This window comes from uncultured Bifidobacterium sp. (assembly GCF_959020155.1).
Classification (GTDB): Bacteria; Actinomycetota; Actinomycetes; order Actinomycetales; family Bifidobacteriaceae; genus Bifidobacterium.
In genome coordinates, this window is record NZ_CAUERC010000012.1 from 1 (window position 1) to 22,327 (window position 22,327).

Below are 22,327 nucleotides of genomic sequence, written 5' to 3' on the forward strand. Positions count from 1 at the left end.
AGCGAGGGAACACAACAATGAAAACGCCAGTTACACACTTAACGAGACAGGCCCGTTCGCGCCCGCAAGCGCAACATCGTGTCAAGTAATCGCATGATAGCAGGTTTTGTCCGGCTGCGACCGTGGCCACGATGAGCGGCATGGGACATGATGACATGACCGGGGCTGCGGCGCGGTCGATCCGTATCGCCCGTATTGGACAATGATCCGTTCGCCCTGGATGCGATGTGCGCGATGATCTCGGCCGTATCCAAGGACTTCCATGTCATGTGGGGCACGGGTTCGCCCGCGGTGGCGATCGAGCATTGCCATAACCCGCATACCAGGCCGGATGCGCTGGTGTTGGATATGGCGTTGGGGGGAAAAATCACGGGCGCTGACGTGTGCCGGCGCATCCGTCGCAGGAGCGGCGGGACGGGCAGCGTGTTCACGTACGTGCACCGCGTGGCCGACAAGCTGGGAGTCGCCAGCCGCAAGGAGGTGCTGGACGCATGCGCCAGATACGATCTGCTCTGCCCCGGCTTTCCGACCGGCTTGGCCTGCGGCATGCCGGGCATCCGGTGATCGCGGCGTCCTGCGCCGTATTGTACGTGGCGGTGCTCGCGGAGTACGTGTTCTCGATGGCGGCACGGGTCCCCGGCACCGCGACCGTGCGCGATATCATGTTGGCTCTGGCTGTGCTTGCCGGCCTGGTCGGCGGCATGTTCCGCCCGGACCGGTTCCTGTGGCCGGCGCTTGTCACGGGCGTAATCCTCATGCTGGATGTCCCGATGGTCACGCCGGGACCGACGGCATGCCCGCCGACGAACACGAATACCAGCAACAGCTCGACGAATTGCGCGACGCCGCCAGCCGGGCCATGGGCCACACGCACGAGGTCATCGACTCGCTCGAAGAACACACACCAGCGCAAGCCAGCCGGACACCGAACAAGCCCACTGGCAGCTGGAGGCCGTCATTCCCTTTACCGGCGTGTTACAGACAATGGAATGGTGATGTTCGCGTTCCAGTTGTCGGAATCATCGGTGATGTCGAACGTCCCGGACATGGATTCGATAACGGTTCGGTATCTCTTGAGGCCGCTGCCGAGTCCGAGCCGTACCGCTTCGTCCTTTAGTACGTCGCTTGCCGAAATGATGACGTGCCGCCGGTCGAAGGAGATCGTGACGGCGTACCATTCGTGCGGGGCGGCGTGCTTGGCGATGTTCGCGTACAGTTCGTTGAGCAGTCCTTCGAGAAGGTCGAGGATGTCGTCCGCCAGTGGATGGTCGAACGTCCCGAGGATGTCGTCACCTTGGAATCCGAGGCCGCCAAGGCGACGTCGTTGCGATTGAATGATGCCGTCAAGCCGTTCACGCTGCTGTTCGATTTTCCTGTCGGTTTTGTCGTCGTTATTTGTTTTGACGATGCGGCTGCGATCGTCTGGTTTGTCGGTGCGTTCAAGTTGTCGTATCACCTGGTGGGTGTGGTCGAGCGCCGTTTCGGCGATGGCGCGCAGATCGGTGAGTTGGCGCTGATATTGCTCCCGATCGGCGGGGCAATCACTGCGGCTTGCCTGGTCGATGCGCAGGATCATGTAGGCGAGGTCGTTGCTGATGGTATCGTGCAGGTGACGCGCCGTGTGTTCGCGGTCGAGTCGTTGCCTGAGTGTCGCGGTCGCCTGCCGTTGGGCGAACAGCAGGTTGAGACTGAACCCCAGCGACAATGGGCATAGGCACATGATGATCATGCCTACGATGTTCGACGAGGTGAGGTTGTTCTGCATGTTGTTCGCGGCGAGGGCGGCGAGGGCCGCCAGTGCGGAAGCGGCTCCAAGGCGGGGTTTGACGAACGAGAGGACCGCTATGGAGGTCAGTGCGGCGATCATGATGGTCGTCAACGGCGAGAACAGCCACAGCAACGCGTATCCTGAGACCGCGAACAGCAGACAGGCGGCCCATACCGGTGCCGCTCCGAGCATGGCGCACAGGACGGCGACGAGCAGCGATATGCGTATGGTCGACCATGACAGCAGGTTCTGGGATGAGTACACGCCCATCTCTACAGGGATCGCCACTGCGAGGACCAGCCCCGCGGCCAGTATGGCTGGGTGGTGTATACGGTTCAGAGCAGATCGTATCGGGCGCATATGGCGAGGGCCTCCTTGCGGTCGGCGGCATGGAGCTTGCGGCATGCCCTGTTGACGTAGGTGAAGACGCTGCCCTTGCTGACATTCAGGAGCGCGGCTATCTCGTCGGTGGATGATCCATGCGCGTAGAGGCGCAGTACGTCCCGTTCCCTGGAGGACAGCGATGGCTTGTCGTTTTCCGGCAGCCGGCCCTCGGTCGCGTGTCCTTCGTTGAGTTTGCGATTGGCTTCCCGTGCGGTGGGGAATCCGGTGCCGGGGACGGGCTCGCCCTGTGCCGCGCATCGTATGGCCTGCGGGAGCTCTTTGACGATGTCATCTTTGGCTATCAGGCATTGTGCGCCCGCCTCGACCGCGTCTTGCCGATATGGATCAAGGTCATAGGAGGTGACGCACACCAAGCCGATCGTCGGAGTGCGCCGACGGATTCTGGCGCATATGTCCGCGCCGGTGATGCCTCCCAAGGCCATGTCGACGACCAGCACGTCGGGTCGCGCGCCGTGGGTCATGCAGCGCTGCAATGCCATCGCCGGGGACGTGGTGCTCCAGATGATGTGGAACCGCGGGGAGAGACGGCTCGTCATCACGGCTATGGCGTTGAGGGCGAGCGAATCGTTGTCCAGCACCCCGATGGAGATGGTATGCGAGTCCGATAGGTCTGTCATGCCACCCATCGTATGCGCATCCCATGCTCCTCGACGTATCGTTGTCATGCGCGCGCATGACAGTCTTTTGCTCCCGGATCGCCGTCTGTGGGCTAATGGTTGGCGACAGTTGTGCAATCGTCCGAAGGGGCATGATGATGAAATCGGGAACACGACGCAGGGCCGCCATTCTGACCGCAGTGATGCTGCTGTCCGGTTGCGGGACGACTCCGAACCGCGGCACCTCGGGAAGTGGCGGCATGCTGACCTGGCAGCAGGCGAACGAGGAATACAAGGCGACCGTCGAGGATTTCCCCTTTGAACTGATGAACGGCGATGCGTTTCCAGCGAATATACCCAAGGCGCAGGCCGCGTCCTCGCTGTATGCCAAGGGAAGTGGGGAAGGACAGGCGTATGTCTACTGGCAGTGCTCGGTGGAACGCGACATTCTCGACAACAGCCAGACCAACGCGGAAGCAGCCCGAGGCGCCCTCCAGCAGCTGCGCAAGCTGCTGGATACCGACTGGTTCAAGAACTACTACGAGGACAAGGATGGCATATACGAGAACGATGTGATCGGCAAATCCGAACTCGGCGACTATTCGACCATGCGGGACTTCTACACCACGGACTGCACATGGTACCGGCATGAGAACGGACTGACGAAATGAATGCGATCGCACCGTTCAAATGCCTGTTGGCGTGCGTGACGGCCACGACGATGTGCGCGATGATGACGGCTTGCTCGCCGTCGCGGACGCCATCGTCCGACGCCTCCTCCACGGCGAAGCGGCCAGCATCCACGGTCGAGGTGCGTAGGGGCGGCATCACGCCGTTGTCCTCTTCCTCCACCGGCGTGCAGGTGGCTCCTGTGTTCTCGCTTACGACTCCGGCGAAAGGCTGGTTCCACTCCACGACTGATCAAGGAGCATACGTGCATGCGGGCGACGTGTTGGGTACCGTCGGCGATCAGCAGGTCACGGCTCCGGTCGACGGCGTGATCGAAACGGTCGCGCAGGACAACGACATGGCCGCGGACTATCCGCTGTTCTCGATACGGTATGGCGGCATGAGCGCCAGCGTGGATGCGACCGCGCTGCTGGCGACCATAGACCCGGACCAGCCGTTGACGGGCCGATTCCAGATCACCGACGCGCAGGGGCCCACGGACTGTGCCGCGGTAGTGAATGACGGCGTCGCCACTCCGCCCTCTTCAGCGGAAGATACGGCCGGATCGGCGACGACTGCGCATGGGACGGAATCGACTCGCACACTGCAATGCCTGTTCCCAAAGGACGTGCAGGCGCGTCCCGGGCAGAACGCCACCGTGGTACTGACCGCGACTGCGGTCGAGGACGCCTTGATCCTGCCTGTCACCGCAGTCGCCGGCAGGCTCGCCTCCGGCCAGGTCAGCAGGCGTGACGGAGATTCGTTCGCCACCGTGAACGTGAAGTTGGGGGCATCGGACGGCACGTCGATCATCATCCTCGACGGTCTCGAGGAAGGTGACATGGTGTCCGCGACAGCTCCGAATCTCACACCGGGAGCGCAATCATGAGCACACTCATCCGGTTGGAACATCTGAGCGCCGAAGTCCGGCTGCCCGACGGCGAACGCCTGACGACGGTGGACGATGTCAGCGCATCGTTCGAGAGGGGAACGTCCACCGCCATCATCGGGAAATCAGGATCCGGCAAAACCAGTCTCGCCTCCATCGTCGGGCTGCTCAACAACGACTATGACGGAACGCTCTCCTATGACGGGCGGGACTGCGCCGCGTGGAACGACGCCGACCGGGCGCGCTTCCGCTGCCGGCATGTCGGCTTCGTGTTCCAGAACTACTCCCTCATACCGCATCTGAGCGCATGGGAGAACGTGGCACTCCCATTGCAATACCGGGGAGGCATCCCCCTGCGGGTCATCAGAAGACGAGCCTCGCGCATGCTGCACACCGTCGGGCTCGGGAGCCGGACGGTGTGCAGCATGCCGTCGCGCCTGTCGGGAGGCGAACAGCAGCGCGTGGCCATCGCCCGAGCGCTGGTGGGCGATCCCGATCTGCTGATCTGCGACGAGCCAACCGGCGCGCTCGACACCGAAACCGGCGACATGGTCGCCGACATACTGTTCCGACATGTTCGTGAACTCGGGGTCACACTCATCCTCGTCACGCACGACCCGCAGCTCGCCGCCCGATGCGAACGCCGACTGACGATCGACAGGGGGCGACTGTCGTGATCCGCATGATCGCCAAGGATCTGCGCATCAACCCGTTGCGTACCAGCCTCACCGCCCTGTCGATGTTCATCGGCATCATCGCCCTCATCGCCGGCGTTCTCGTCGGCACGCTCGGACGCGACTATCTGGAAGCGGTCAACGCGCGACTGGGAGGCAAGTCACCCACCTATAGCGCCATCGTCGACGTGCCATCATCGGTGAACATACAAGTCGTCACGGCTTTGCAGGAACGCCTCGCGCATTTCCGTCCGGGAATCGCATCGGCGCAATATCACCTCAACGACCTCGCCATATGGGCGTCGTCCGATGACGGCAACACGGAGATACGCCGCGTCACCATCATCATCACCGACGCCGAACGGACAAGAATCATGCCCGCCCCCATCATCGAGGGCACATGGCTGACCGGAGCGGACGAACCCGCCACGCTGGAAACCGCAGTCAACGAAAGCGCCCGCCAATACGTGCACGATGGCACCGTGGCACTCGCCCGGACAGGAAATCCGCAACAGGTGCCGGCACGGGTGAACGGTGTCATCGCCGACGGGACGGACACACCCACCATCTACGTCAACGCGACCACACTGCAACGCTACTGGCCGCAAGCCTGGGAACCGGATGGGCTGACCATCCTCGTCCATCCCAATGAAGGCGTGGACGATCAACACGCCAAAACCGTGTTGGACGATCTGTTGTCCGACGTCGAGACCGGCAGCATATCGTCATGGAACCGTTCCGACAACGCCGATGATTACGAGCAGGTCATCGGTTTTCTCCAACTCGGCGTCACCGTCACCGCGATATTACTGTTGTCGGTATCCGCCATCGGCATGATCAACATCGGATTGGCCGGCATCGAGCAATGCTCGCACGAGCTGCTCATCCGCCGCGCACTGGGCGCGACCAGAGCCAGCATAGCCATACAGGTCATCGGCTCGTCCGTGCTGCTCGGCCTCATCATCGCCTTCGCCGCGGTGCTCATCTCCGCGGTGCTGGTCTGGGCAATTCCGTGGATGATGCCCGCCGACTCGCCGCTGGAACCGCCCGCATACCCATATACGGCGGCGATGATTGCGGCCTGTGCGTCCATCGTCACCTCGCTTGTCGGCTCTCTTGCCCCGGCCATCAAAGCCATACGGCTGCAACCCGCGCTGGCGTTGCGATGAACCAGAAGCCATTCTGGACAAGCCCGCCGACAGCTGGATGGTCGGCATTCCGATCATCGATTGCATCCGGTAAACGATCCGCTTGCGGGATGTGTACCATGGTCGAGATGTCGCAACCGCAGAATGTTGACTACTAGCATACAAATACATACTATTGTCTTACGTAATGATGGTGGAGGTTAATGTGAGCATGGCATCCGTCACAGTCCGCGTGGATGCGGACACCAAGCAGAAAGCCGCAAACATAGCCGAGGATCTCGGTCTGGACTTGTCTTCGGTCACCCGCGCCTTCTACAAGCAGATTGTCCGGGAGAAGCGCATTCCCCTAAACCTTTCCTATACGATCGTGCCGCCTGAAACCATGGAGGCCCTTGACGAGGCGAAGAACAGGCTCGCCGACGGCCAACCTCGCTTCAACAGTGCCGATGAGATGTTCGATTCGTTGGGAATCTGATCAATGCTCAAACCGGATTACACGGCGGCATTCCAGCGAGATATCAAGAAGCTCAAACGCAAGCACACTGATTTACGCCCGCTGAAAGAAGTCATTCGTCTGGTTCTTGAGGACACGGCGGACTCCAAGGAAGTATTGAGGCGTAGGCATCGCGCCCACACACTTACCGGTGATTTAAACGGCGTACTGGAATGCCACATCGGCAATGCCGGCGACTGGCTACTTCTATGGATTCGCGATGATGGTACCGCCATGTTCATGCGAACCGGCAGCCATGACGAACTGTTTGGGCAAATAGCGGGTTTACATCCTGCTTTGAACCAGCCGACGGCGATTTGAGTGCGGCAGCCGGCCCGTGCCCGCAGAAGCCGGCATCGCCGCGCAGCGTGCCGGTCTGCAATCGCTGATCGACGAGGAGGAGTCCAGACTCGAAGCCCCGGGATTCACCGGCGACAACCTGCTCGCCGAACCACACCGGCCGCTCACGCCGGAGACCATGCGACTGCTGTCGGGCCTGCTGGCGGAACTGTACGCGAACATCGCCAAACACACAGATCCGGGCGAATTGGTGCGCCATCTGCGTCACCTTCGACACGGACGCCATTCACGTCTCCGCCAGCGACACCATCGCATCCGATGACACGAGACTCGGCCTGGGCAGCGGCCTCGACCGCTACCGGACCATCATCGAAACACGCGGCGGCACCTTCCAAACCCGCGCCGGACAAGCCCACTGGCAGCTGGATGTCAGCATTCCAATCGATGGCGACCGGTAAAACATGCATTCGCAGACCAGCCATGTCAAGCAATCGCATGACAGCATATTCACGCAGGATCGCGCCTCATTTCGGCTGATCCCGCACGCCCTGTTCCGACGCGAATTGTTCGGCGATTTGCCGTGCGTGGATGTTCTTGGCTTCGTTAACGAAGTCGGCGCATGCCTTGCTGCCGTAGAGCGCCTCACCACACGGGTCAGCGAAACGCGGGTCGCCGGCCAGCGCGGAGCGGATGGCCCCGAGCGAGCCGGACAGCGGCATGGCGTTCATCACGGTCGCGGTTTGATTCTGCGCCTCCTGGGTGCGGGCGGTCTTGATGTCCCGGTCCAGGATTCGTTCGGCGTATTGCACGCCAACATCAAAAAATGCAAGAGGCTGAAAGACCTGGCTGCTTCCCTTCACGATATCTACTGTTCTGATTTGACCGGCCCAGTCGTATATATCCTGAAATAATTGTCGATGAATCTGCTGCAGTTGTCGCAAAGTACCTTGAGCGACAGGAAGATTCGATTGGAATTCCAACATTCTGGCAGATACAAGATCGTTTTCAGCCGCTTCAAGTTCTGTAACGGTTGTGGCACCGATAAGATTGCGCAGTACGTTTGTGCCGGGAATCAGATATGTGTCAAAGGTTTCGGGCAGTTCAATCACACGGATTCCAGACCGTATCGGCGACGTGTACGATTAACCAATTCGTGTGCGTCTATTTGTTCTTCGATATAGTCGCGCGCGTCTGCAAAAAACGAGGATGTGACACCGCCGCCTTCCATACGGGCAGAATGGACGGCTTCCGCCACTCTCATCGCACGTATCTCTTGTTCCGTCATGTCAACCTCCTCATTGCAAACAATCATACCTACCGGAATAGGTTCCTGCAGAATCGGCAATCCCGTTCCGAAAAAGCGAATGCACTAATCAAAAGACACTCGCATAACCACCACTACGCATCGCCAATAACATACCGATGAGCCAGAATGAGGCCCCGGCCATGATGCTAATCCGTGAATGACGCTGGTCAGAGTGGCAGGTACATTGGTCTTATGGCTAAGCGCAAACATACCGGCACTGTTGTTATTGCAATACTGGTCGCTATTCTGCTGGCGGTGGGCGTTTCCGGCTGGCTGTTCTGGCAGTCGGTACAACGGGTGATCGGCGAGGCGCAGCAGGCGGGCGAATATGCGGCTGAAGCACAGCAATCCGTCGGGCAGGGCGACTTCAAGCAGGCGCTTGAGCAGATGGACAGCGCTGGCAGTCACATCGTCGCGGCGCGAGACGAAACCCAGGGCATGCTATGGCAGGCCGCCGAATACGTGCTGTATTACGGTTCGGACGTGAAGGCGGTGCGCGGCATGCTGGATGCGGCCGCCGACGCCGCGACCAACGCCCTGCCCAAAATCGACAGTGCCGCGCAGGGCACGTTGGTGGACTTCAATATCGAAGAGCTGCTGTCCGGCATGAACTTCTCCGACGGCACGCTTTCCATTCCCAAAATCGCTTCCATCAAGCAGGACCTGTCCGACGCCGGTGCGGTCTTGAAGCGCGTCAAGACGTCGATTCATGCGCTGCCGCAACCCCGCACGGAACAGATCACCGAAATGGTCAACCAGGGCAAGCAGGTAGTGGACCAAATCGATGAGACTTTCGACACCTTGAACACCATCGTCGAAAAGATTCCGGGCTGACGTTGGTTCGTTCTTGTCGTATATTGGCGTAACCTCCGCATAAGGCTAGTCCATACAAATTTATGTTTAAATTTGGGATAGGAGGTGCCAATATGCCGACACGCACACCAATCCCGGTCAGTCGGGCGATGCGTCAGATATCCGTCAACCTCGATTTGGCGCGCAGACAACAGCGCATTCCCGTAGCCTTGCTGGCCGAGCGGGCTGGATTATCCATGCCAACGGTCACCAAAATGCTGCGTACGGGTAATGGCAGCTTTGAGAACTTCCTCCGCATTGCTCGTCTGCTTGGACTGCTGGACGGCGTACAGCAAGCGACGGACCCTCTTAACACAGATATCGGCAAATTACGCGCCGACGAAGACACTCCAAAACGTATTCGATAGTACAGCAGGAGGCGCAACACATCATGGAAGCAATCGTCACCCTGCAGTTCAACGGCACAGACGTCACCGTCGGGAAATTATTCACCAGTATCAGGCGCGGCATCGAATCGGCACATTTCACATACGATACGGCCTATATGCGCTCTTCAAACGCAGTATCCCTCTGTCCAGAGATGCCCCTCTCCCCCCGGAACGTTCCCGGCCGAGCATAATGCGATGCATCGCATCTTTCAAGACTGCATGCCGGATCGTTGGGGCAGGAACCTCATGCTTCGTGCAGAACATCAAGATGCTCGTTCGGAGCATCGCACAGCACGCACACTATTTGAGGGAGATCTCTTGCTATCCGTCAACGATGAGACCCGACAAGGCGCATTGCGCTTCTGGAACAACGACGGTGACGCGCTAGCTCCCAGTGAGACCGGCGGTCCAAGAGAAGTGACCATTCAGTCCCGCATCCATAGCAATGATGAGCAGCTGCTTTGAATCCGGCATTGCGCGGCTTCGCGAAGCAAACGCACAATGACTTCACATTCCCGCCTTGCACCAGCTGGCTGCAATCTGCGTATGGTCATGTATCTGTAGGCCGGCACGAATGCGGCTGATGGGTGCGGCGAATCGTGACATTGCTTATTGCCCATTCGCCCCTTCAGTCGTACCATTCGGGTCGTCGCAGTTCCAGGAATGGCCGCTGTTTGCGCGCTGCTGCGGTCTGTGTGAGATCGATGTCGGCGATAATCAACTGTTCTTGGTCGTCGGCCTTGCTGACGACGTTGCCGTACGGGTCCACCACCACCGATTGGCCGGCGAACGTCACATCGCCTTCCTTGCCGACCCGGTTGCACATGACGATGGCCACCTGGTTCTGCATGGCCTGGACACGGATTTTCCACAGGAACGGCTTCGACGGTTCGGCGTCAGTGTTCGGAACCGATGCTCGCCGTCGGCACGATGACCAGGCGGCGCCGCGCAACGCGCATGTGCGGATGCCTTCACGGGGTTCACTCAAATAGCGTCATCCAGTCGGGATCGCGGTGGGCCGCAAAACACATGGCGATTTGTTCCGCGGTGTTTCTTGTTTCCGAAAGCCGCGGCAACCGGTCTTCCTCGAAGTAGCGGATTTCCGTCGTTTCGATGTTGGCCGAGAACCAACCGCCGGCGCGGCTGCACAATACGAAGAACTTGAGCACCCCGTACGGATAGGTCAGCGCGTTGTGATTGGCGCAGTCCTGCACCGCGATGAGTCGCTCGCCCCTCACATCGAGCCCAGTCTCCTCCTTGACCTCCTTGACGGCGTTGGACCGAATGGACTGGTTCTCGTCGACCCAGCCTCCGGGCAGTGACCATTCCCCGCTGTTCTCATGCGTCATGAGGATCCTGCCTTCTTCATCGAAGATGGCCGCACGAGTGTCGAGTTTCGGCGTCGGATATCCGGCGCTGAGCAGTCGACTCACCTGTCCGGCCGGCGCATCAACCTGCGTGGAGAGCATGTCGACCGCCATCGCGCGGATACGCTCGTAGCGCTCCCGGTCGAAGGGGTCCTTGCAGTACATCAGTCCGGTCTGGGCCAGCGCCTGCAATTCTCGGGCCTGTTCCAGTAATGTGCGGTTCGTGGCCATCATCGTTCATCCTGTCATCGTAAGGTCTTGGATCCGTTTGCACTCAGGCATCGCAGCGTAGTGCAAGCAGTATAGCACTTCGAACCGTTCCGGGGACGAGGGTCTCAGCGCATCCCCCGTAACCTCTCCCATGTGCCATCAACGCTTGGCGAGCTGCACGTTCTTGCGCTGTCTGCGATTGCGGCTGGCGACCGACTTTTCACGCTCGCGGCGCACGTGGGCCTCCTCACGCGCGGCCGCCGCGCGCTCTTCTTCCAAAGACGGCAATCCGGAGGCGGCGCGGTGCCGGTTCTCCCGCTCATGGTCGCGTTCGGCCTTGCGCTCCCCGCCTCGGATCCGGGCGCCGGAAACCATCGCAGTTGGCAGAGCGTCTGGCCGAAGTTCCACAGGTTATTGGTCAGCCAGTACAGCAGCACGCCGAACGGCAAGGTGCCGCCCGACACCACGTAGATGGCCGGGAACACAAACGCGGTCAGCTTCTGCGTGCGGAACTGCGGTGAATCCATGGCGTCCTTCGGCGTATTGCGATGGATGAGCAGCCACTGCATCGCGAACAACATCAGACACATCAACGCCACGGCCACGCCGATGACGACGTGCGACTGCGGCGAGACGACCGTGCCGAACGAGTCGGCGATGCGCACGCCGAATATGGACGATGATTCGATGTCGCCCGCCATGACGCGGTCGATGCCGCTCAACGGTTCCGCATTCCCGGCGGCGCTTGCGGGCAGGGATTGCAGCGTGTAGAACAGCGAGCACAGAATCGGCGCCTGAATCAGCGAAGCAGGTATGAACCGAGCGGATTGGCGTTATGCCGCTGCTGCAAAGCCATAATTTCACGTTGCATGGCTTCTTTGGAACGCGGATCCTTACGCGCGGCGTACTTGCGTTGGATACGTTGGATTTGCGGTTGGAGCACCTGCATACGCTGCGTCGCGCGCATTTGGGAGAAGAAGAGAGGCAATAGACAGATACGGATGATGAGCACGAGGCACATAATCGCGATGCCTAAGCTGTGCGGCACCGACTCCTTCTACGGCGGCGGCATGGTCACCGGCCAGCCCATCGGCACCATGATCGGCTCTCGCATGATCAACAATGCGCAAGCCGGCTTCATCATCGGCGCCGTGATCATGGGCTTCCGGATTCGTGGCGCTTGACATCTGACCTCGCGAGGAATCCTCAAAGGACATGGAACGCACCAAGATGACGCTCAAGGATCTCGCTGTCTCCTTCCACTTCCCGAAGTTCTCCACCTCGCGTGACTTCTACAAGGCGTTCGGCTGCCGAGTGTGCATGTTGCTCAGCTACCAGATGATCTCCGTGTACCAACTCTACATCGTCGAGGATTACGTGCACCAGACCAAGACCGAGGCTGCCGGCACCATCGCCACCATGTCCATCATCACCATGGTCGTTTCCCTGACCGCTTCGCTGATCTCCGGCCCGATCTCCGACAAGATGCACACGCACAAGGTACCAGTCATCATCGCCTCGCTGCTGTTCGCGATTGGCACCGCGATGCCGTGGATCATGCCGAGCGTCACGGGCATGTACCTGTATGCGGGCATCGCCGGCTTCGGCTACGGCGTGTACTCAGCCATCGACCAAGCGCTCAACGTCGACGTGCTGCCGAACAAGGAAGAGGCCGGTAAGGGCCTCGGCATCCTCAACCTGGCCACCACGCTCGGCCAAGCAGTCGGTCCCACCATCACCTCCGTGGTCAAGACCACGACCGGCACCTACACGCCGGCGTTCGCCATCTCCATCGTCATGGCCGTGTGCGCTGCCGTGTTCGTGCTGCGTATCCAGAAGGTGAAGTAGCCGCTGCGAGTGCCTATCTCCGTTTCAAGGGGCTGATTTTGACTTTGCGGAACATCTACTTCCGTTTCAAGGGGCTGATGCCAAAGTAGCCACTGGTTAAAAACGGCGGAATAGCGATAGAACAATGCCATTTCTATCTGCGTTCCGCCAGTTGACCAGCCCCTTGAAACGGAAGTAGACCTCCGGCAAACGCCAAATCAGCCCCTTGAAGCTGATTTTGACTCAGCATCATGCAGCGCAGCTATATCCTCGGTGCGGGTATACTATTCCGGGCCGTCACGACGACGCCTATGGAACGCACGCATGGCAAAGAGAGAAACATGAGTCAGCCCGACACCGACACGGCGGCACAGTCGCCGTCCTCGCAACAGGAACCGCAGATTCAGACGGATGGCCGTCGAAGCCATTCGGAACAGATGAATCAACCAGCGCAAACCAGCCAGTCCGAGTCGTCACATGATGGCAAAGACGAGCACGCCCTACATACCAACCTGAAGCGCGGCATGGAATCCCGCCACCTGCAGATGATCTCATTAGGCGGCGTGATCGGCACCGGCCTGTTCCTGAGCTCCGGATACACCATCCAGCAGGCGGGCCCCATCGGCACGATCCTGGCATACAGCATCGGCGCGCTGATCGTCTACCTGGTCATGCTCACGCTCGGCGAACTGTCCGTGGCCATGCCGGTGACCGGCTCCTTCCATGTGTATGCCGAGAAGTTCATCGGCCCTGGCACCGGCTTCGTGATCGCAATCCAGTATTGGCTCACCTGGACGGTGGCGCTCGGCTCCGAATTCACCGCCGCCGGCCTGCTCATGCAACGCTGGTTCCCGGACAGCCCCACATGGGTGTGGAGCGCGGCGTGCATCATTCTCATCTTCACCTTAAACGCCTTGTCGGTGCGGCTCTTCGCCGAAGCGGAATTCTGGTTCGCCTCGATCAAGGTGTTCGCCATCTGCGCGTTCATCGTCATCGGATCGCTCGCCATCTTCGGCGTCATCCCGGTCGCCGGCTACCAACATGCCCCGATGTTCGTCAATCTCATCAAGGACGGCGTCTTCCCCAACGGCTTCATGCCGGTGTTCGCCACGATTCTGACCGTCAACTTCGCGTTCTCCGGCACCGAACTCATCGGCGTGACCGCCGGTGAGACGAGGGACCCGCAAACCGCCGTGCCGAAAGCCATCCACACCACCCTGTGGCGTCTGGTGCTCTTCTTCATCGGCTCAATCACCGTGATGTGCGCGCTGATCCCGTGGCGCAAGGCCGGCGTGGGCGAAAGCCCGTTCGTGCTCGTGTTCAACGGCATAGGCATCCCCTATGCGGGAGACATCATGAACTTCGTGGTGCTCACGGCCGTGCTCTCCGCCTCGAATTCCGGCCTGTACGCCTCCACGCGCATGGTGTGGTCGATGGGCAACGAAGGCATGATTCCGCGCTGGTTCGCCAAAACGAACCGTCGCGGCGTGCCGATGCTCGCCTTGTGCGCCGCGATGGCCGGTGGCCTGCTGGCGCTCCTGTCTTCCGTGATCGCCGCCTCGACTGTGTACCTGGTGCTGGTGGCGCTTTCCGGCCTGTCCGCCGTGGTGGTGTGGATCGCCATCGCCTACTGCCAGATCGTGTTCCGTCGCCGTTGGCTGGAGTCCGGCCATTCCACCAGCGAACTCAAATACCGCACGCCCGGCTATCCGTACGTGTCTTGGGCGGCGTTCATCCTGTGCACCGCATCGTTCGTATTGGTGATTTTCGACGTGGAGCAACGGTTCGCGCTCGTGGCCGAGCTCGTGTTCATCGTGGCCTGCTATGGGGCGTATTTCCTGCAACAGTGGGTACGCAAGCGCAAAAAGGCGACCGAGGCCGACGACCTCGATACGCTTTGGGTCGCGCGCGACTGAACACATGACCATAGTGTGATACACGTCACTTCCTGAAGTACGTAGTCGTTATGGAATCACCCGCACGTTTCCCGTATCGGAGCTGTACGATAGCTGTGAGACAGGGGGGTCGTCAGATTTCGGGGGGGAGGGTTCCGGTAACGGTCCGGCTGCAGGATGCACCGGACCGTGCGGCACGTATCAACTCGTGGATTCACGCCAAACTCAGTTCAGTATGCCGATTCTCGTAAATGGCCAGAAGCGGAACAACGCCACACCTTGGATATCGTCGTATGGCACTAGCCCATTGTTGCCGTCGTCAAGATGGTATCGAGAATCTCTGGAATTGGAGCGATTATCACCAAGCACGAACACGTTGCTGTCAGTAACGGTTACGGAAAAAGGGCTGTCGCTTGGATTCACGCCGGACTTAAGATAAGCGCTTTCATCAATGGGTTTGCCGTTGACCGTGATGGGCTCCCCGGATCCCTTGCAGGCGACGGTATCGCCGGGCAGACCGATGACACGTTTGATTAGGTAACGATTGCTGTCGATTATCGACATCAGATTGGTGGGAAGCTGCTCCCCCTCCATCCAGTCTGCGGGATCTTTGAACACGATGATGTCGCCACGGTGCAGTGTAAAGAGTCTCGGAGTCAATCGCGAGGCAAATACGCGGTCGCCGATTTGCAACGTGTCTTCCATGCTGCGGGATGGAATCACATATACGTTGAACACGAAGGTACGTCCCAGCAACACGACCAGCATCACCGCGATCACTGTCAGCAGATAGCCGCGAATTTCGCTCCAAACGGAGGGCTTTCGCGCATATCTCCTCGACTGGCCACGCGCTTTTTTGCTATGACGCCCCACCATCACATCCTTTCCGACCGATAACGCAACACCATAGTCCTCAAACCATGCCGTTACCTACGCATGTTTGAGCTCAGCTGTCACACCAGCGGTTCGCGCACGTCCAGTTCACAGGCGATGCCGGTTTCCTTGCGGGCCCATTCGGCCGCCTGCAGTGCGGCGATGTTCCATAATGCGCACGGCACTCCGCCAAGGTCCGGATGCGATGCCCAGAATGTGAGGTCATCAGCGTATGCGGTGATGACCGATTCTTCCGTGACTGGCATAATCGTGTGGTACAGGCGGTCCGCAAGCGTGGCCACGAATTCGTTGGCCGCGGCGAACGTGTCGATGAGATGCTGTTCGGCGGTCACCGGCGGGCCGACCAGCTCCCAGGATTCGACATCCGTGGCGCTCCAATGCGCGGCTTCGCCGTCCACTTCACGCTGCAAAGAGACGAACAGCCTGGCGAACTCATCCGAAGTCAGTCCCGTAACCCGGCGTCGGGTTGACAATTCAATCGGAGTCATCAGATACCGTTCCTTTCGCTTCGTTCATTCCGTTGTTTCGCTGCTTGGATTTGCTGCCAGCCGGCACAAAGCCCATCTCGCACACCTCACGATAGCCCAAACTACCGGCATGGCCATGATTGCCAGCCCTACGACCAGTAGCTATGAGGAGCCGGCGTAATGGCCTCATCGAGCATTGTCGGATGATTCGCGTGGCCCACAATCGAGACAGTATCGGTTTCCGTTCGGTTCGTGCGGCCAGACTATCGCCCGTTCTTGCCGATTGCCTGTGAGCAGGTTCGGATAGACTGGCGCGAGAACAATGCGAGAAAGAGGTAAGGATGACCCGGAAACAGTCGCAACAGCACGACGCACAACGCAAACCGTCCTGGCGCGTACGCTGGAAAACCATGAGCCGAGCCGTGGGCATGGAAATCCGCGAACACAAAAGCTCATTCGCGGTCTATGTGGTGCTGCGCATGCTGGTGCTCGCCATGGCAATACTCCAGTTCTTTAACGGCGACTACGAAAATGTGTTCCTGTGCATCCTGACGTTGCTGCTGCTGTTGGCGCCGGCGTTCATCCAGGTGCAGTTCCGCATCGAGCTGCCTTCGGTGCTGGAAGTCATCGTGCTGGTGTTCGTGTTCTCGGCTGAGATTCTTGGCGAGATCAGTTCGTTCTATGAGATCTTCCCGTTCTGGGACACGGTGTTGCATACGATGAACGGCTTCCTCGCTGCGGCGATCGGCTTCTCGCTGGTCGACCTGCTCAACCGGTCCGACCGGGTGAAGTTCGAGCTTTCGCCCCTGTATCTGGCGATCGTGTCCTTCTGCTTCTCCATGACCATCGGCGTGATCTGGGAGTTCTTCGAATTCGGCATGGACCAGTTGTTCGGGTTCGACATGCAGAAGGACGCCATCGTGCATTCCATCAGCTCGGTGATGCTCGACCCCACGCACACCAACCATGCGATTCGCATCAACGACATTACCCAGGTCACGGTCAATGGCCAAGACCTGGGCCTCGGCGGCTACCTCGACATCGGTCTGATCGACACGATGGAGGATCTGGTCGTCAACTTCATCGGCGCGGTCGTGTTCTCCGTGTTCGGTTTCCTGTACGTGAAGAACCGCGGCAAGAAGGACTCCATCATCAGTCGTTTCGTGCCACGCCGCAAGTCCGCCGACCGCGATTACCTGCGACTGGTGATTGATGGCGGGAGCCGGGAAAGTCATACAAATATGAGAGATACAGTAATCGAACAAACGTTCGACTGCCCTGATAAACTGGATGCATAATTTAGCGACGACAACGACATGATTTACAGACGCCCGAAAAAAGAAAGGCGATCTCATGACTGGCGAGGAACTGAAGCGGCAGATTGCTTTGTATGAGAGCGCGGACCACACCGTGCACCTCGATGTGAAGGTAGACGAGGACACGGTGTGGCTTAACAGACAGCAATTGGCCTTGCTGTTTGGCCGCGATATCAAAACAATCGGCAAGCATGTCGGCAATGCATTAAGGGAAGAGCTCAATGGATTTTCAGTTGTCGCAAAATTTGCGACAACTGCATCTGACGGTAAGACATACCAAGTCGAGCATTACAACCTGGATATGATCCTGTCGGTCGGATACCGCGTCAAATCCAAGGAAGGCATCTATTTCCGGCGATGGGCCAACTCAGTTCTGAAGCAGCATCTCGTTGATGGTTATACCATCAATCGCAAGCGGCTTGACGCACTTCACGCCGTCATCAAGGTGCTATCGAGGTCCACCGAACCGGAAATTGCTGGCACCGCCGAGATCTTGGAACGATATTTGCCGAGTCTTGTGCTGCTTAACGACTATGACACAGGCAATGTCCCTATACCCAAGGGCGACGAGTCCCAGTGGGTCTTGACCTATGAGGACGCGATGCTGTTCATCCGGTCGATGCCGTATATGCCAATCACTGTTGTGTTTGCGAACTCCTTCGCTCATGGTGCCGAAAATGCATACATTTGGTTATTCGCTGTTTGCGGTGGGGCGTGCATGGGTTAGTGTTTCGGGTTCGATTCCCTGTCAGAAAAAATAATCGAGTGCGGGATTACGGCCGGTAAGGCTCCTGTCGTGGATGCGGATGCGCGCCGGTCTTACGGTGGTGCTTTCCCGAAACGTGGATTGCACGAGGTGTGGGACGGCACGCGGATTCGGCCGTTTTCCGCCCGCCGTCCCACAGCGCTCGCTATGAACGGTTGTGGATAATCATGGAGCTGTAGCGGAAATCGGCGTTATTCCGCGGTTTCGACAGTTAATAGAACAAATAGAACAAATAGAACAGCCAGCTTAGGCACGGCGCGGCAAATGGCGCAAACCGGCCGCGATAGTAGTAGCGTGGTGCATACCAGTACAACCATGCGAGGAGAACAGCCATGATCAATGAGGAATACAAGGCCATGCTTGGCGGCAAGTCCGTGATTCGCGAGCTGAGCGAGTACGCCACGAGCCGCGGTGCCGAAATCGGCTACCAGAACGTGTTCGATTACAGCCTTGGCAATCCCTCGGTGCCGGCTCCGAAATCCTTCACCGACGCCATGGTCGACCTCTACGAAAACGGCGATCCGGTGGCCATCCACGGCTACTCCCCCTCGCTCGGTATCCCATCCGTCAAGGACGCGATCGCCGAAAACCTCAACGAACGTTTCGGCATGGCATACACCGGCAACCACATCTTCCCGACCACGGGCGCGGCGGGCGCGCTGTCCCACGCGATGCGTGCGGTGACCAAGCCGGGCGATGAGATCATCACCTTCGCCCCCTACTTCCCCGAATACCAGCCGTACGTCAAGGGCGCCGGCGCCAAGCTGACCATCGTGCCGGCCGACACCGAGAACTTCCAAATCAACTTCGACGCATTCGAGGCTGCACTTAACCCGAACGTGCAGGTCGTGCTTATCAACACCCCGAACAACCCGTCCGGCGCGGTGTATTCAGCGGACACGCTCAAGCGTCTGGCCGCGATCCTGACCGCCAAGCAGGTCGAATACGGCCACGATATCTTCCTGATCAGCGACGAACCGTACCGCGAAATCGTGTTCGACGGCGCCACCCAGCCCTACCCGGCCAGCTTCTACGCGAACTCGCTGACCTGCTACTCGTGGTCGAAGTCGCTGAGCCTGCCTGGCGAACGCATCGGCTATGTCGCGGTGAATCCCACAGCCACCGACGCCGACCTGCTCGTGCCCATGATGGGCCAGATCTCGCGCGGCACCGGCCACAACTGCCCGCCGAGCTCGATTCAGCTGGGCGTGGCCAAGGTCATCGACCAGACCGCCGATCTCAACGTCTACGAGACGAACATGAACCTGCTCTACGATGCGCTGACCGGCATCGGCTTCGACGTGGTACGCCCCGGCGGCACGTTCTACATCTTCCCCAAGGCGCTGGAGGACGACGCCGTGGCGTTCTGCATGAAGGCCAAGGAATACGACCTGATTCTTGTGCCGTCCGACAGCTTCGGCGTGCCCGGATACTTCCGCATGGCCTACTGCATCGACACGGAGAAGGTCAAGCGCTCGATCCCCGTGTTCGAAAAGTTCGCCCACGAGGTGTACGGCCTGTAAACACGGACCGCAAGTAACAAACACAAGAAAGGGGTTGCCATGGAATACACCGAAGACGCCGATCGTCGCGAACTGCTGCTGCACAGCGCCTATGACTCCGATACGGTCCGGGCCATGGAGCGACCCCTGCTGGACAAAGGCGTGCCGCTGATGCGCATGGCCGCCCAGGCCGCGGCCCACATGGCGGCCGGTATGCTGGACGACGAGGATCTGGCGCTGGAGGACACGTCGATCGTGCTGCTGGCCGGGGCCGGAGACAATGGTGGCGATGGTCTGTTCGCGGCCGCCGCGCTGGCCCAGGAGGGCGCGAACGTCACCGCCATCGCCGTGGGCCGGTCGTTGCATGAGGCCGGATTCGCCTCATTCGTGCGCGCCGGAGGCAAGGTGCTGGTGCTTGATCCCGCGGCTGATATTCCCGGTTGCGCGTCCGGGTTTTCCGCCGGTGAGGCCGGCGAGCGATTGCAGACCGCCATCGCCGTGGCCAGGAAATCGCATCTGATCATCGACGCGATGACCGGCATCGGCATCCAAGGCTCGCTACGCGGCATCCCCGCCGCGCTCGCCTCCGCCCTTGGTCTCGACGGCGAGGCTCCCGATGAGCCCGCCCTGCCAAACCGTGAGTCGTCAGGCGATTTTCCGCTGGTACTTGCCGTGGATACGCCATCCGGCGTCGGTGTGAACGATGGTTCTCTGCCCGGCCCGTACATTCCGGCCACGGTCACGGTCACGTTCGGCGCGATGAAGCCGTGCGCGGTGCTGCCGCCCGCCACGTTCGCCTGCGGCCGTATCGAGTTGCTCGATTTCGGATTCGATATCGACGACAAGGATCCGGACGTCGAGGTGGTGGATAATTCGTTCGCGTCCGACGCGGTCCGTCTCCCCAGGTTCGAGGATTCCAAATACTCCCGGGGCGTGGTTGGTCTGGTGACCGGCTCGCAGCGCTACCCCGGTGCCGCCGTGCTCACCGCCAGCGCCGCCGCCCGCGCGAACACCGGCATGGTCCGGTATCTGGGCCCGGAGCGCGCGCAGAACATGGTGCTCGCCGCACTGCCGGAAGCCGTGATCGGCAAGGGACATGTGCAGTCCTGGGTCGTGGGGTCCGGCGTGCCCGAGGCTAGCGTCGAGGGCACCGACGGCGATATGCAGCGGGACACCATCGCCGCATTGCTCAAGCATTACGCGCTCGGCAGCGAGGATGAGAACAAGGACGCCTACGACATGCCGCCAATCGTGGTGGATGCCGGCGCACTCGACCTGCTGCCGGAGCGTGTGCCCGGCCAGGTGGTGATCACGCCACATGCCGGCGAGATGGCGAAACTGCTCAACCGGTTCGAAACCGCCGCCAGCACCGCGGAGCATGCCGATTCGCACGAGCCGTACACCGCCGACGACGTGCGGTTGAACCCGTTGGCCAGCGCGAAGCGTGCCCACGAGCTCACCGGCGCCACCGTATTGTTGAAGGGCGCGGTGACCATCGTGGTGGATGAGGACCACGTCTATGCGTCGGGTAGCGCACCGGCCTGGCTGGGCACCGCCGGCGCGGGCGACGTGCTGGCCGGTCTGACCGGCGCCCTGCTCGCCCAGCAGGATGACGTGGCCACCACGGGCGAGACCGTGGCCTCGGCCGCCTACCTGCATGGCCTGGCGGCGGCGATCGCCTCCGAATCCGAGCAACAAGGCTGGCAGGAGCCGGAACTGATCGGCCGCGAGCATCGCCAGCGCTTCATGACGCTCGGCCACCCGATTGTGGCCGGCGACGTGGCCCACGCCATCCCCGAAGCCATCGCCGACGTCATCGCATGATTCCGTACGTTGGCTCCCCTCAGAGAGGGGAGCCAACGTATGAAACCCCCTATACTAAATCGCAGACCCCACTCAACGGCCCCAACAACACAAGGAGCATCATGGCCAACTCCCCCATCACCGACGTGATTTTCGACTTCTGCGGCGTGCTGCTGGACTGGAACACCCGCGCATGCCTGGAAGGCCGATTCCCCGATGAGATCGTGGAACGCATCTGCGCCGACGACGACCCCTGCGGCTTCTTCCGCTACGAGGACCGCATGGACACCGGCGAGGATTTCGCGGACATCTACCCGGATGTGGTACGCGAACAAGGCCAGGAACTCGCCGACATCTTCAAGTTCTACATCGGCCACTACGCGGACGCGCTGCCCCGCACGCTTCCGGGCATGGTCGAGCTGCTGGCGGATTTGAAGGCCCACGGCTACGGCGTATGGGGTCTGACCAACTGGTCGCATGAGACCTTCCACCTGGCCTTCGAGAAGTACCCGCGCCTTGAACAGCTGTTGCAGGGCACCGTGGTCTCCGGCGTGGAGAAGATGCATAAGCCGAACGCCGACATCTACGAGCTGGCCCTGACCCGTTTCGGCCTCACGGCCGAGCGCTGCGTGTTCTTCGACGACACCGCCAAGAACATCGTCGGCGCCAACGAGGTCGGCATCCACGGCATCCTCTTCGAGAACGCGTTGCAGGCACGCGAATCGCTCGCAGAACTCGGCGTACGTCTGTAAGTCGCCAAACGTTGCATCGCGGCAGTTGAAGTCTATGGA

28 protein-coding genes are annotated in these 22,327 nt (G+C 60.1%); 18 read left to right on the forward strand and 10 right to left on the reverse strand.

The genetic code is table 11. The features are described from left to right. Positions 1-195: 195 nt before the first annotated feature. Positions 196-564 carry a response regulator transcription factor gene (locus tag Q5H31_RS04590; protein WP_007058044.1) on the forward strand — a complete coding sequence of 123 codons (369 nt, stop codon included), beginning with the start codon at positions 196-198 and terminating at the stop codon, positions 562-564. Positions 565-964: 400 nt separating this feature from the next. Here the strand turns inward: Q5H31_RS04590 and Q5H31_RS04595 are convergent, their stop codons facing one another. Further along, the gene (locus Q5H31_RS04595) at positions 965-2,038 is read right to left on the reverse strand and encodes a histidine kinase (protein ID WP_007056270.1); all 1,074 of its coding nucleotides are present in this window, start codon (positions 2,036-2,038) and stop codon (positions 965-967) included. Positions 2,039-2,103: 65 nt separating this feature from the next. Beyond that, positions 2,104-2,790 (reverse strand): response regulator transcription factor, encoded by a 687-nt coding sequence (locus tag Q5H31_RS04600; RefSeq protein ID WP_013140734.1) that lies wholly within the window; start codon positions 2,788-2,790, stop codon positions 2,104-2,106. Positions 2,791-2,924: 134 nt separating this feature from the next. Here Q5H31_RS04600 and Q5H31_RS04605 point away from each other — a divergent pair, with 134 nt between their 5' ends. The 7 genes from Q5H31_RS04605 (at position 2,925) to Q5H31_RS04635 (ending at position 7,264) form a co-directional block, all read left to right on the forward strand. Then, a complete protein-coding gene (locus Q5H31_RS04605) occupies positions 2,925-3,440 on the forward strand; it encodes a hypothetical protein (protein ID WP_032685213.1) in 516 nt (171 codons plus the stop codon). Continuing rightward, on the forward strand, positions 3,437-4,327 hold the full coding sequence (locus Q5H31_RS04610) for a hypothetical protein (protein WP_007056280.1): 891 nt from the start codon (positions 3,437-3,439) through the stop codon (positions 4,325-4,327). The genes Q5H31_RS04605 and Q5H31_RS04610 overlap by 4 nt, the downstream gene beginning before the upstream one ends. Further along, on the forward strand, positions 4,324-5,004 hold the full coding sequence (locus Q5H31_RS04615; protein WP_003829413.1) for an ABC transporter ATP-binding protein: 681 nt from the start codon (positions 4,324-4,326) through the stop codon (positions 5,002-5,004). The genes Q5H31_RS04610 and Q5H31_RS04615 overlap by 4 nt, the downstream gene beginning before the upstream one ends. Next, a complete protein-coding gene (locus Q5H31_RS04620; RefSeq protein ID WP_007056274.1) occupies positions 5,001-6,170 on the forward strand; it encodes an ABC transporter permease in 1,170 nt (389 codons plus the stop codon). Before Q5H31_RS04615 ends, Q5H31_RS04620 begins: the two co-directional genes overlap by 4 nt. Before the next feature lie 184 nt (positions 6,171-6,354). Then, positions 6,355-6,624 (forward strand): type II toxin-antitoxin system RelB/DinJ family antitoxin, encoded by a 270-nt coding sequence (locus Q5H31_RS04625; RefSeq protein WP_007056990.1) that lies wholly within the window; start codon positions 6,355-6,357, stop codon positions 6,622-6,624. Positions 6,625-6,627: 3 nt separating this feature from the next. Next, positions 6,628-6,963 carry a type II toxin-antitoxin system YafQ family toxin gene (locus Q5H31_RS04630; RefSeq protein ID WP_007056255.1) on the forward strand — a complete coding sequence of 112 codons (336 nt, stop codon included), beginning with the start codon at positions 6,628-6,630 and terminating at the stop codon, positions 6,961-6,963. Between the two features lie 16 nt (positions 6,964-6,979). After that, entirely contained in the window at positions 6,980-7,264 is a 285-nt protein-coding gene (locus Q5H31_RS04635; protein ID WP_007056282.1) for a hypothetical protein, read from the forward strand. Between the two features lie 202 nt (positions 7,265-7,466). Here Q5H31_RS04635 and Q5H31_RS04640 read toward each other — a convergent pair whose 3' ends face one another. Further along, positions 7,467-8,051: a Fic family protein gene (locus Q5H31_RS04640; protein ID WP_007056278.1), complete on the reverse strand. Its 585-nt coding sequence runs from the start codon at positions 8,049-8,051 to the stop codon at positions 7,467-7,469. Next, positions 8,048-8,227, reverse strand: coding sequence for an antitoxin VbhA family protein (locus tag Q5H31_RS04645; protein ID WP_007056286.1), 180 nt, complete (start codon positions 8,225-8,227; stop codon positions 8,048-8,050). The genes Q5H31_RS04640 and Q5H31_RS04645 overlap by 4 nt, the downstream gene beginning before the upstream one ends. Positions 8,228-8,440: 213 nt before the next feature. On the opposite strand from Q5H31_RS04645, the gene Q5H31_RS04650 reads away from it, so the two are divergent. After that, a complete protein-coding gene (locus Q5H31_RS04650) occupies positions 8,441-9,082 on the forward strand; it encodes a hypothetical protein (protein WP_007056262.1) in 642 nt (213 codons plus the stop codon). A gap of 92 nt (positions 9,083-9,174) precedes the next feature. Then, entirely contained in the window at positions 9,175-9,468 is a 294-nt protein-coding gene (locus Q5H31_RS04655; RefSeq protein ID WP_041080539.1) for a hypothetical protein, read from the forward strand. A 649-nt stretch (positions 9,469-10,117) separates the two neighbouring features. Here Q5H31_RS04655 and Q5H31_RS04660 read toward each other — a convergent pair. The 4 genes from Q5H31_RS04660 to Q5H31_RS04675 form a co-directional block, all read right to left on the reverse strand. Next, entirely contained in the window at positions 10,118-10,477 is a 360-nt protein-coding gene (locus Q5H31_RS04660; protein ID WP_016507617.1) for a carbon-nitrogen hydrolase family protein, read from the reverse strand. Beyond that, positions 10,470-11,090 carry an NUDIX hydrolase N-terminal domain-containing protein gene (locus Q5H31_RS04665; RefSeq protein WP_007054239.1) on the reverse strand — a complete coding sequence of 207 codons (621 nt, stop codon included), beginning with the start codon at positions 11,088-11,090 and terminating at the stop codon, positions 10,470-10,472. Before Q5H31_RS04665 ends, Q5H31_RS04660 begins: the two co-directional genes overlap by 8 nt. A gap of 101 nt (positions 11,091-11,191) precedes the next feature. Then, positions 11,192-11,881, reverse strand: a complete 690-nt coding sequence (locus Q5H31_RS04670; RefSeq protein ID WP_307781455.1) for a YidC/Oxa1 family membrane protein insertase — start codon at positions 11,879-11,881, stop codon at positions 11,192-11,194. Then, complete coding sequence (locus Q5H31_RS04675; RefSeq protein ID WP_007054237.1) at positions 11,866-12,087, reverse strand: YidC/Oxa1 family membrane protein insertase; 222 nt, start codon at positions 12,085-12,087, stop codon at positions 11,866-11,868. Before Q5H31_RS04675 ends, Q5H31_RS04670 begins: the two co-directional genes overlap by 16 nt. 7 nt (positions 12,088-12,094) lie before the next feature. Between Q5H31_RS04675 and Q5H31_RS04680 the strand changes: the two genes are divergently transcribed. From Q5H31_RS04680 to Q5H31_RS04690, 3 genes are all read left to right on the forward strand, one after another. Continuing rightward, entirely contained in the window at positions 12,095-12,250 is a 156-nt protein-coding gene (locus Q5H31_RS04680) for a hypothetical protein (protein WP_007056283.1), read from the forward strand. A gap of 31 nt (positions 12,251-12,281) precedes the next feature. After that, complete coding sequence (locus tag Q5H31_RS04685; RefSeq protein ID WP_007054235.1) at positions 12,282-12,914, forward strand: MFS transporter; 633 nt, start codon at positions 12,282-12,284, stop codon at positions 12,912-12,914. Between the two features lie 320 nt (positions 12,915-13,234). Continuing rightward, on the forward strand, positions 13,235-14,809 hold the full coding sequence (locus tag Q5H31_RS04690; RefSeq protein ID WP_007056992.1) for an amino acid permease: 1,575 nt from the start codon (positions 13,235-13,237) through the stop codon (positions 14,807-14,809). Between the two features lie 204 nt (positions 14,810-15,013). Here the strand turns inward: Q5H31_RS04690 and lepB are convergent, their stop codons facing one another. Continuing rightward, a complete protein-coding gene (gene lepB, locus Q5H31_RS04695; RefSeq protein WP_007056268.1) occupies positions 15,014-15,664 on the reverse strand; it encodes a signal peptidase I in 651 nt (216 codons plus the stop codon). A 77-nt stretch (positions 15,665-15,741) separates the two neighbouring features. Continuing rightward, positions 15,742-16,170, reverse strand: a complete 429-nt coding sequence (locus Q5H31_RS04700; protein ID WP_007052245.1) for a hypothetical protein — start codon at positions 16,168-16,170, stop codon at positions 15,742-15,744. Between the two features lie 320 nt (positions 16,171-16,490). On the opposite strand from Q5H31_RS04700, the gene Q5H31_RS04705 reads away from it, so the two are divergent. From Q5H31_RS04705 to Q5H31_RS04725, 5 genes are all read left to right on the forward strand, one after another. After that, positions 16,491-17,447 carry a hypothetical protein gene (locus tag Q5H31_RS04705; protein WP_007056248.1) on the forward strand — a complete coding sequence of 319 codons (957 nt, stop codon included), beginning with the start codon at positions 16,491-16,493 and terminating at the stop codon, positions 17,445-17,447. 55 nt (positions 17,448-17,502) lie between these two features. After that, positions 17,503-18,192, forward strand: a complete 690-nt coding sequence (gene rhuM / locus Q5H31_RS04710) for a virulence RhuM family protein (protein WP_131227746.1) — start codon at positions 17,503-17,505, stop codon at positions 18,190-18,192. Positions 18,193-18,563: 371 nt separating this feature from the next. Continuing rightward, complete coding sequence (locus Q5H31_RS04715; protein WP_007052235.1) at positions 18,564-19,754, forward strand: pyridoxal phosphate-dependent aminotransferase; 1,191 nt, start codon at positions 18,564-18,566, stop codon at positions 19,752-19,754. 39 nt (positions 19,755-19,793) lie between these two features. Continuing rightward, positions 19,794-21,557, forward strand: a complete 1,764-nt coding sequence (locus Q5H31_RS04720) for a bifunctional ADP-dependent NAD(P)H-hydrate dehydratase/NAD(P)H-hydrate epimerase (protein ID WP_007052234.1) — start codon at positions 19,794-19,796, stop codon at positions 21,555-21,557. Between the two features lie 101 nt (positions 21,558-21,658). Next, positions 21,659-22,288: an HAD family phosphatase gene (locus Q5H31_RS04725; protein ID WP_007056272.1), complete on the forward strand. Its 630-nt coding sequence runs from the start codon at positions 21,659-21,661 to the stop codon at positions 22,286-22,288. Positions 22,289-22,327 lie beyond the last annotated feature (39 nt).

Excerpts from the sequence above, each read along its gene's own strand:
- Q5H31_RS04595 (WP_007056270.1), bottom strand. The coding sequence starts at position 2,038 with ATGGGCGTGTACTCATCCCAGAACCTGCTGTCATGGTCGACCATACGC.
- Q5H31_RS04600 (WP_013140734.1), bottom strand. The coding sequence starts at position 2,790 with ATGACAGACCTATCGGACTCGCATACCATCTCCATCGGGGTGCTGGAC.
- Q5H31_RS04605 (WP_032685213.1), top strand. The coding sequence starts at position 2,925 with ATGATGAAATCGGGAACACGACGCAGGGCCGCCATTCTGACCGCAGTG.
- Q5H31_RS04610 (WP_007056280.1), top strand. The coding sequence starts at position 3,437 with ATGAATGCGATCGCACCGTTCAAATGCCTGTTGGCGTGCGTGACGGCC.
- Q5H31_RS04615 (WP_003829413.1), top strand. The coding sequence starts at position 4,324 with ATGAGCACACTCATCCGGTTGGAACATCTGAGCGCCGAAGTCCGGCTG.
- Q5H31_RS04630 (WP_007056255.1), top strand. The coding sequence starts at position 6,628 with ATGCTCAAACCGGATTACACGGCGGCATTCCAGCGAGATATCAAGAAG.
- Q5H31_RS04645 (WP_007056286.1), bottom strand. The coding sequence starts at position 8,227 with ATGACGGAACAAGAGATACGTGCGATGAGAGTGGCGGAAGCCGTCCAT.
- Q5H31_RS04650 (WP_007056262.1), top strand. The coding sequence starts at position 8,441 with ATGGCTAAGCGCAAACATACCGGCACTGTTGTTATTGCAATACTGGTC.
- Q5H31_RS04655 (WP_041080539.1), top strand. The coding sequence starts at position 9,175 with ATGCCGACACGCACACCAATCCCGGTCAGTCGGGCGATGCGTCAGATA.
- Q5H31_RS04665 (WP_007054239.1), bottom strand. The coding sequence starts at position 11,090 with ATGATGGCCACGAACCGCACATTACTGGAACAGGCCCGAGAATTGCAG.
- Q5H31_RS04675 (WP_007054237.1), bottom strand. The coding sequence starts at position 12,087 with ATGTGCCTCGTGCTCATCATCCGTATCTGTCTATTGCCTCTCTTCTTC.
- Q5H31_RS04680 (WP_007056283.1), top strand. The coding sequence starts at position 12,095 with ATGCCTAAGCTGTGCGGCACCGACTCCTTCTACGGCGGCGGCATGGTC.
- Q5H31_RS04685 (WP_007054235.1), top strand. The coding sequence starts at position 12,282 with ATGGAACGCACCAAGATGACGCTCAAGGATCTCGCTGTCTCCTTCCAC.
- Q5H31_RS04690 (WP_007056992.1), top strand. The coding sequence starts at position 13,235 with ATGAGTCAGCCCGACACCGACACGGCGGCACAGTCGCCGTCCTCGCAA.
- lepB (WP_007056268.1), bottom strand. The coding sequence starts at position 15,664 with ATGGTGGGGCGTCATAGCAAAAAAGCGCGTGGCCAGTCGAGGAGATAT.
- Q5H31_RS04700 (WP_007052245.1), bottom strand. The coding sequence starts at position 16,170 with ATGACTCCGATTGAATTGTCAACCCGACGCCGGGTTACGGGACTGACT.
- Q5H31_RS04705 (WP_007056248.1), top strand. The coding sequence starts at position 16,491 with ATGACCCGGAAACAGTCGCAACAGCACGACGCACAACGCAAACCGTCC.
- rhuM (WP_131227746.1), top strand. The coding sequence starts at position 17,503 with ATGACTGGCGAGGAACTGAAGCGGCAGATTGCTTTGTATGAGAGCGCG.
- Q5H31_RS04715 (WP_007052235.1), top strand. The coding sequence starts at position 18,564 with ATGATCAATGAGGAATACAAGGCCATGCTTGGCGGCAAGTCCGTGATT.
- Q5H31_RS04720 (WP_007052234.1), top strand. The coding sequence starts at position 19,794 with ATGGAATACACCGAAGACGCCGATCGTCGCGAACTGCTGCTGCACAGC.
- Q5H31_RS04725 (WP_007056272.1), top strand. The coding sequence starts at position 21,659 with ATGGCCAACTCCCCCATCACCGACGTGATTTTCGACTTCTGCGGCGTG.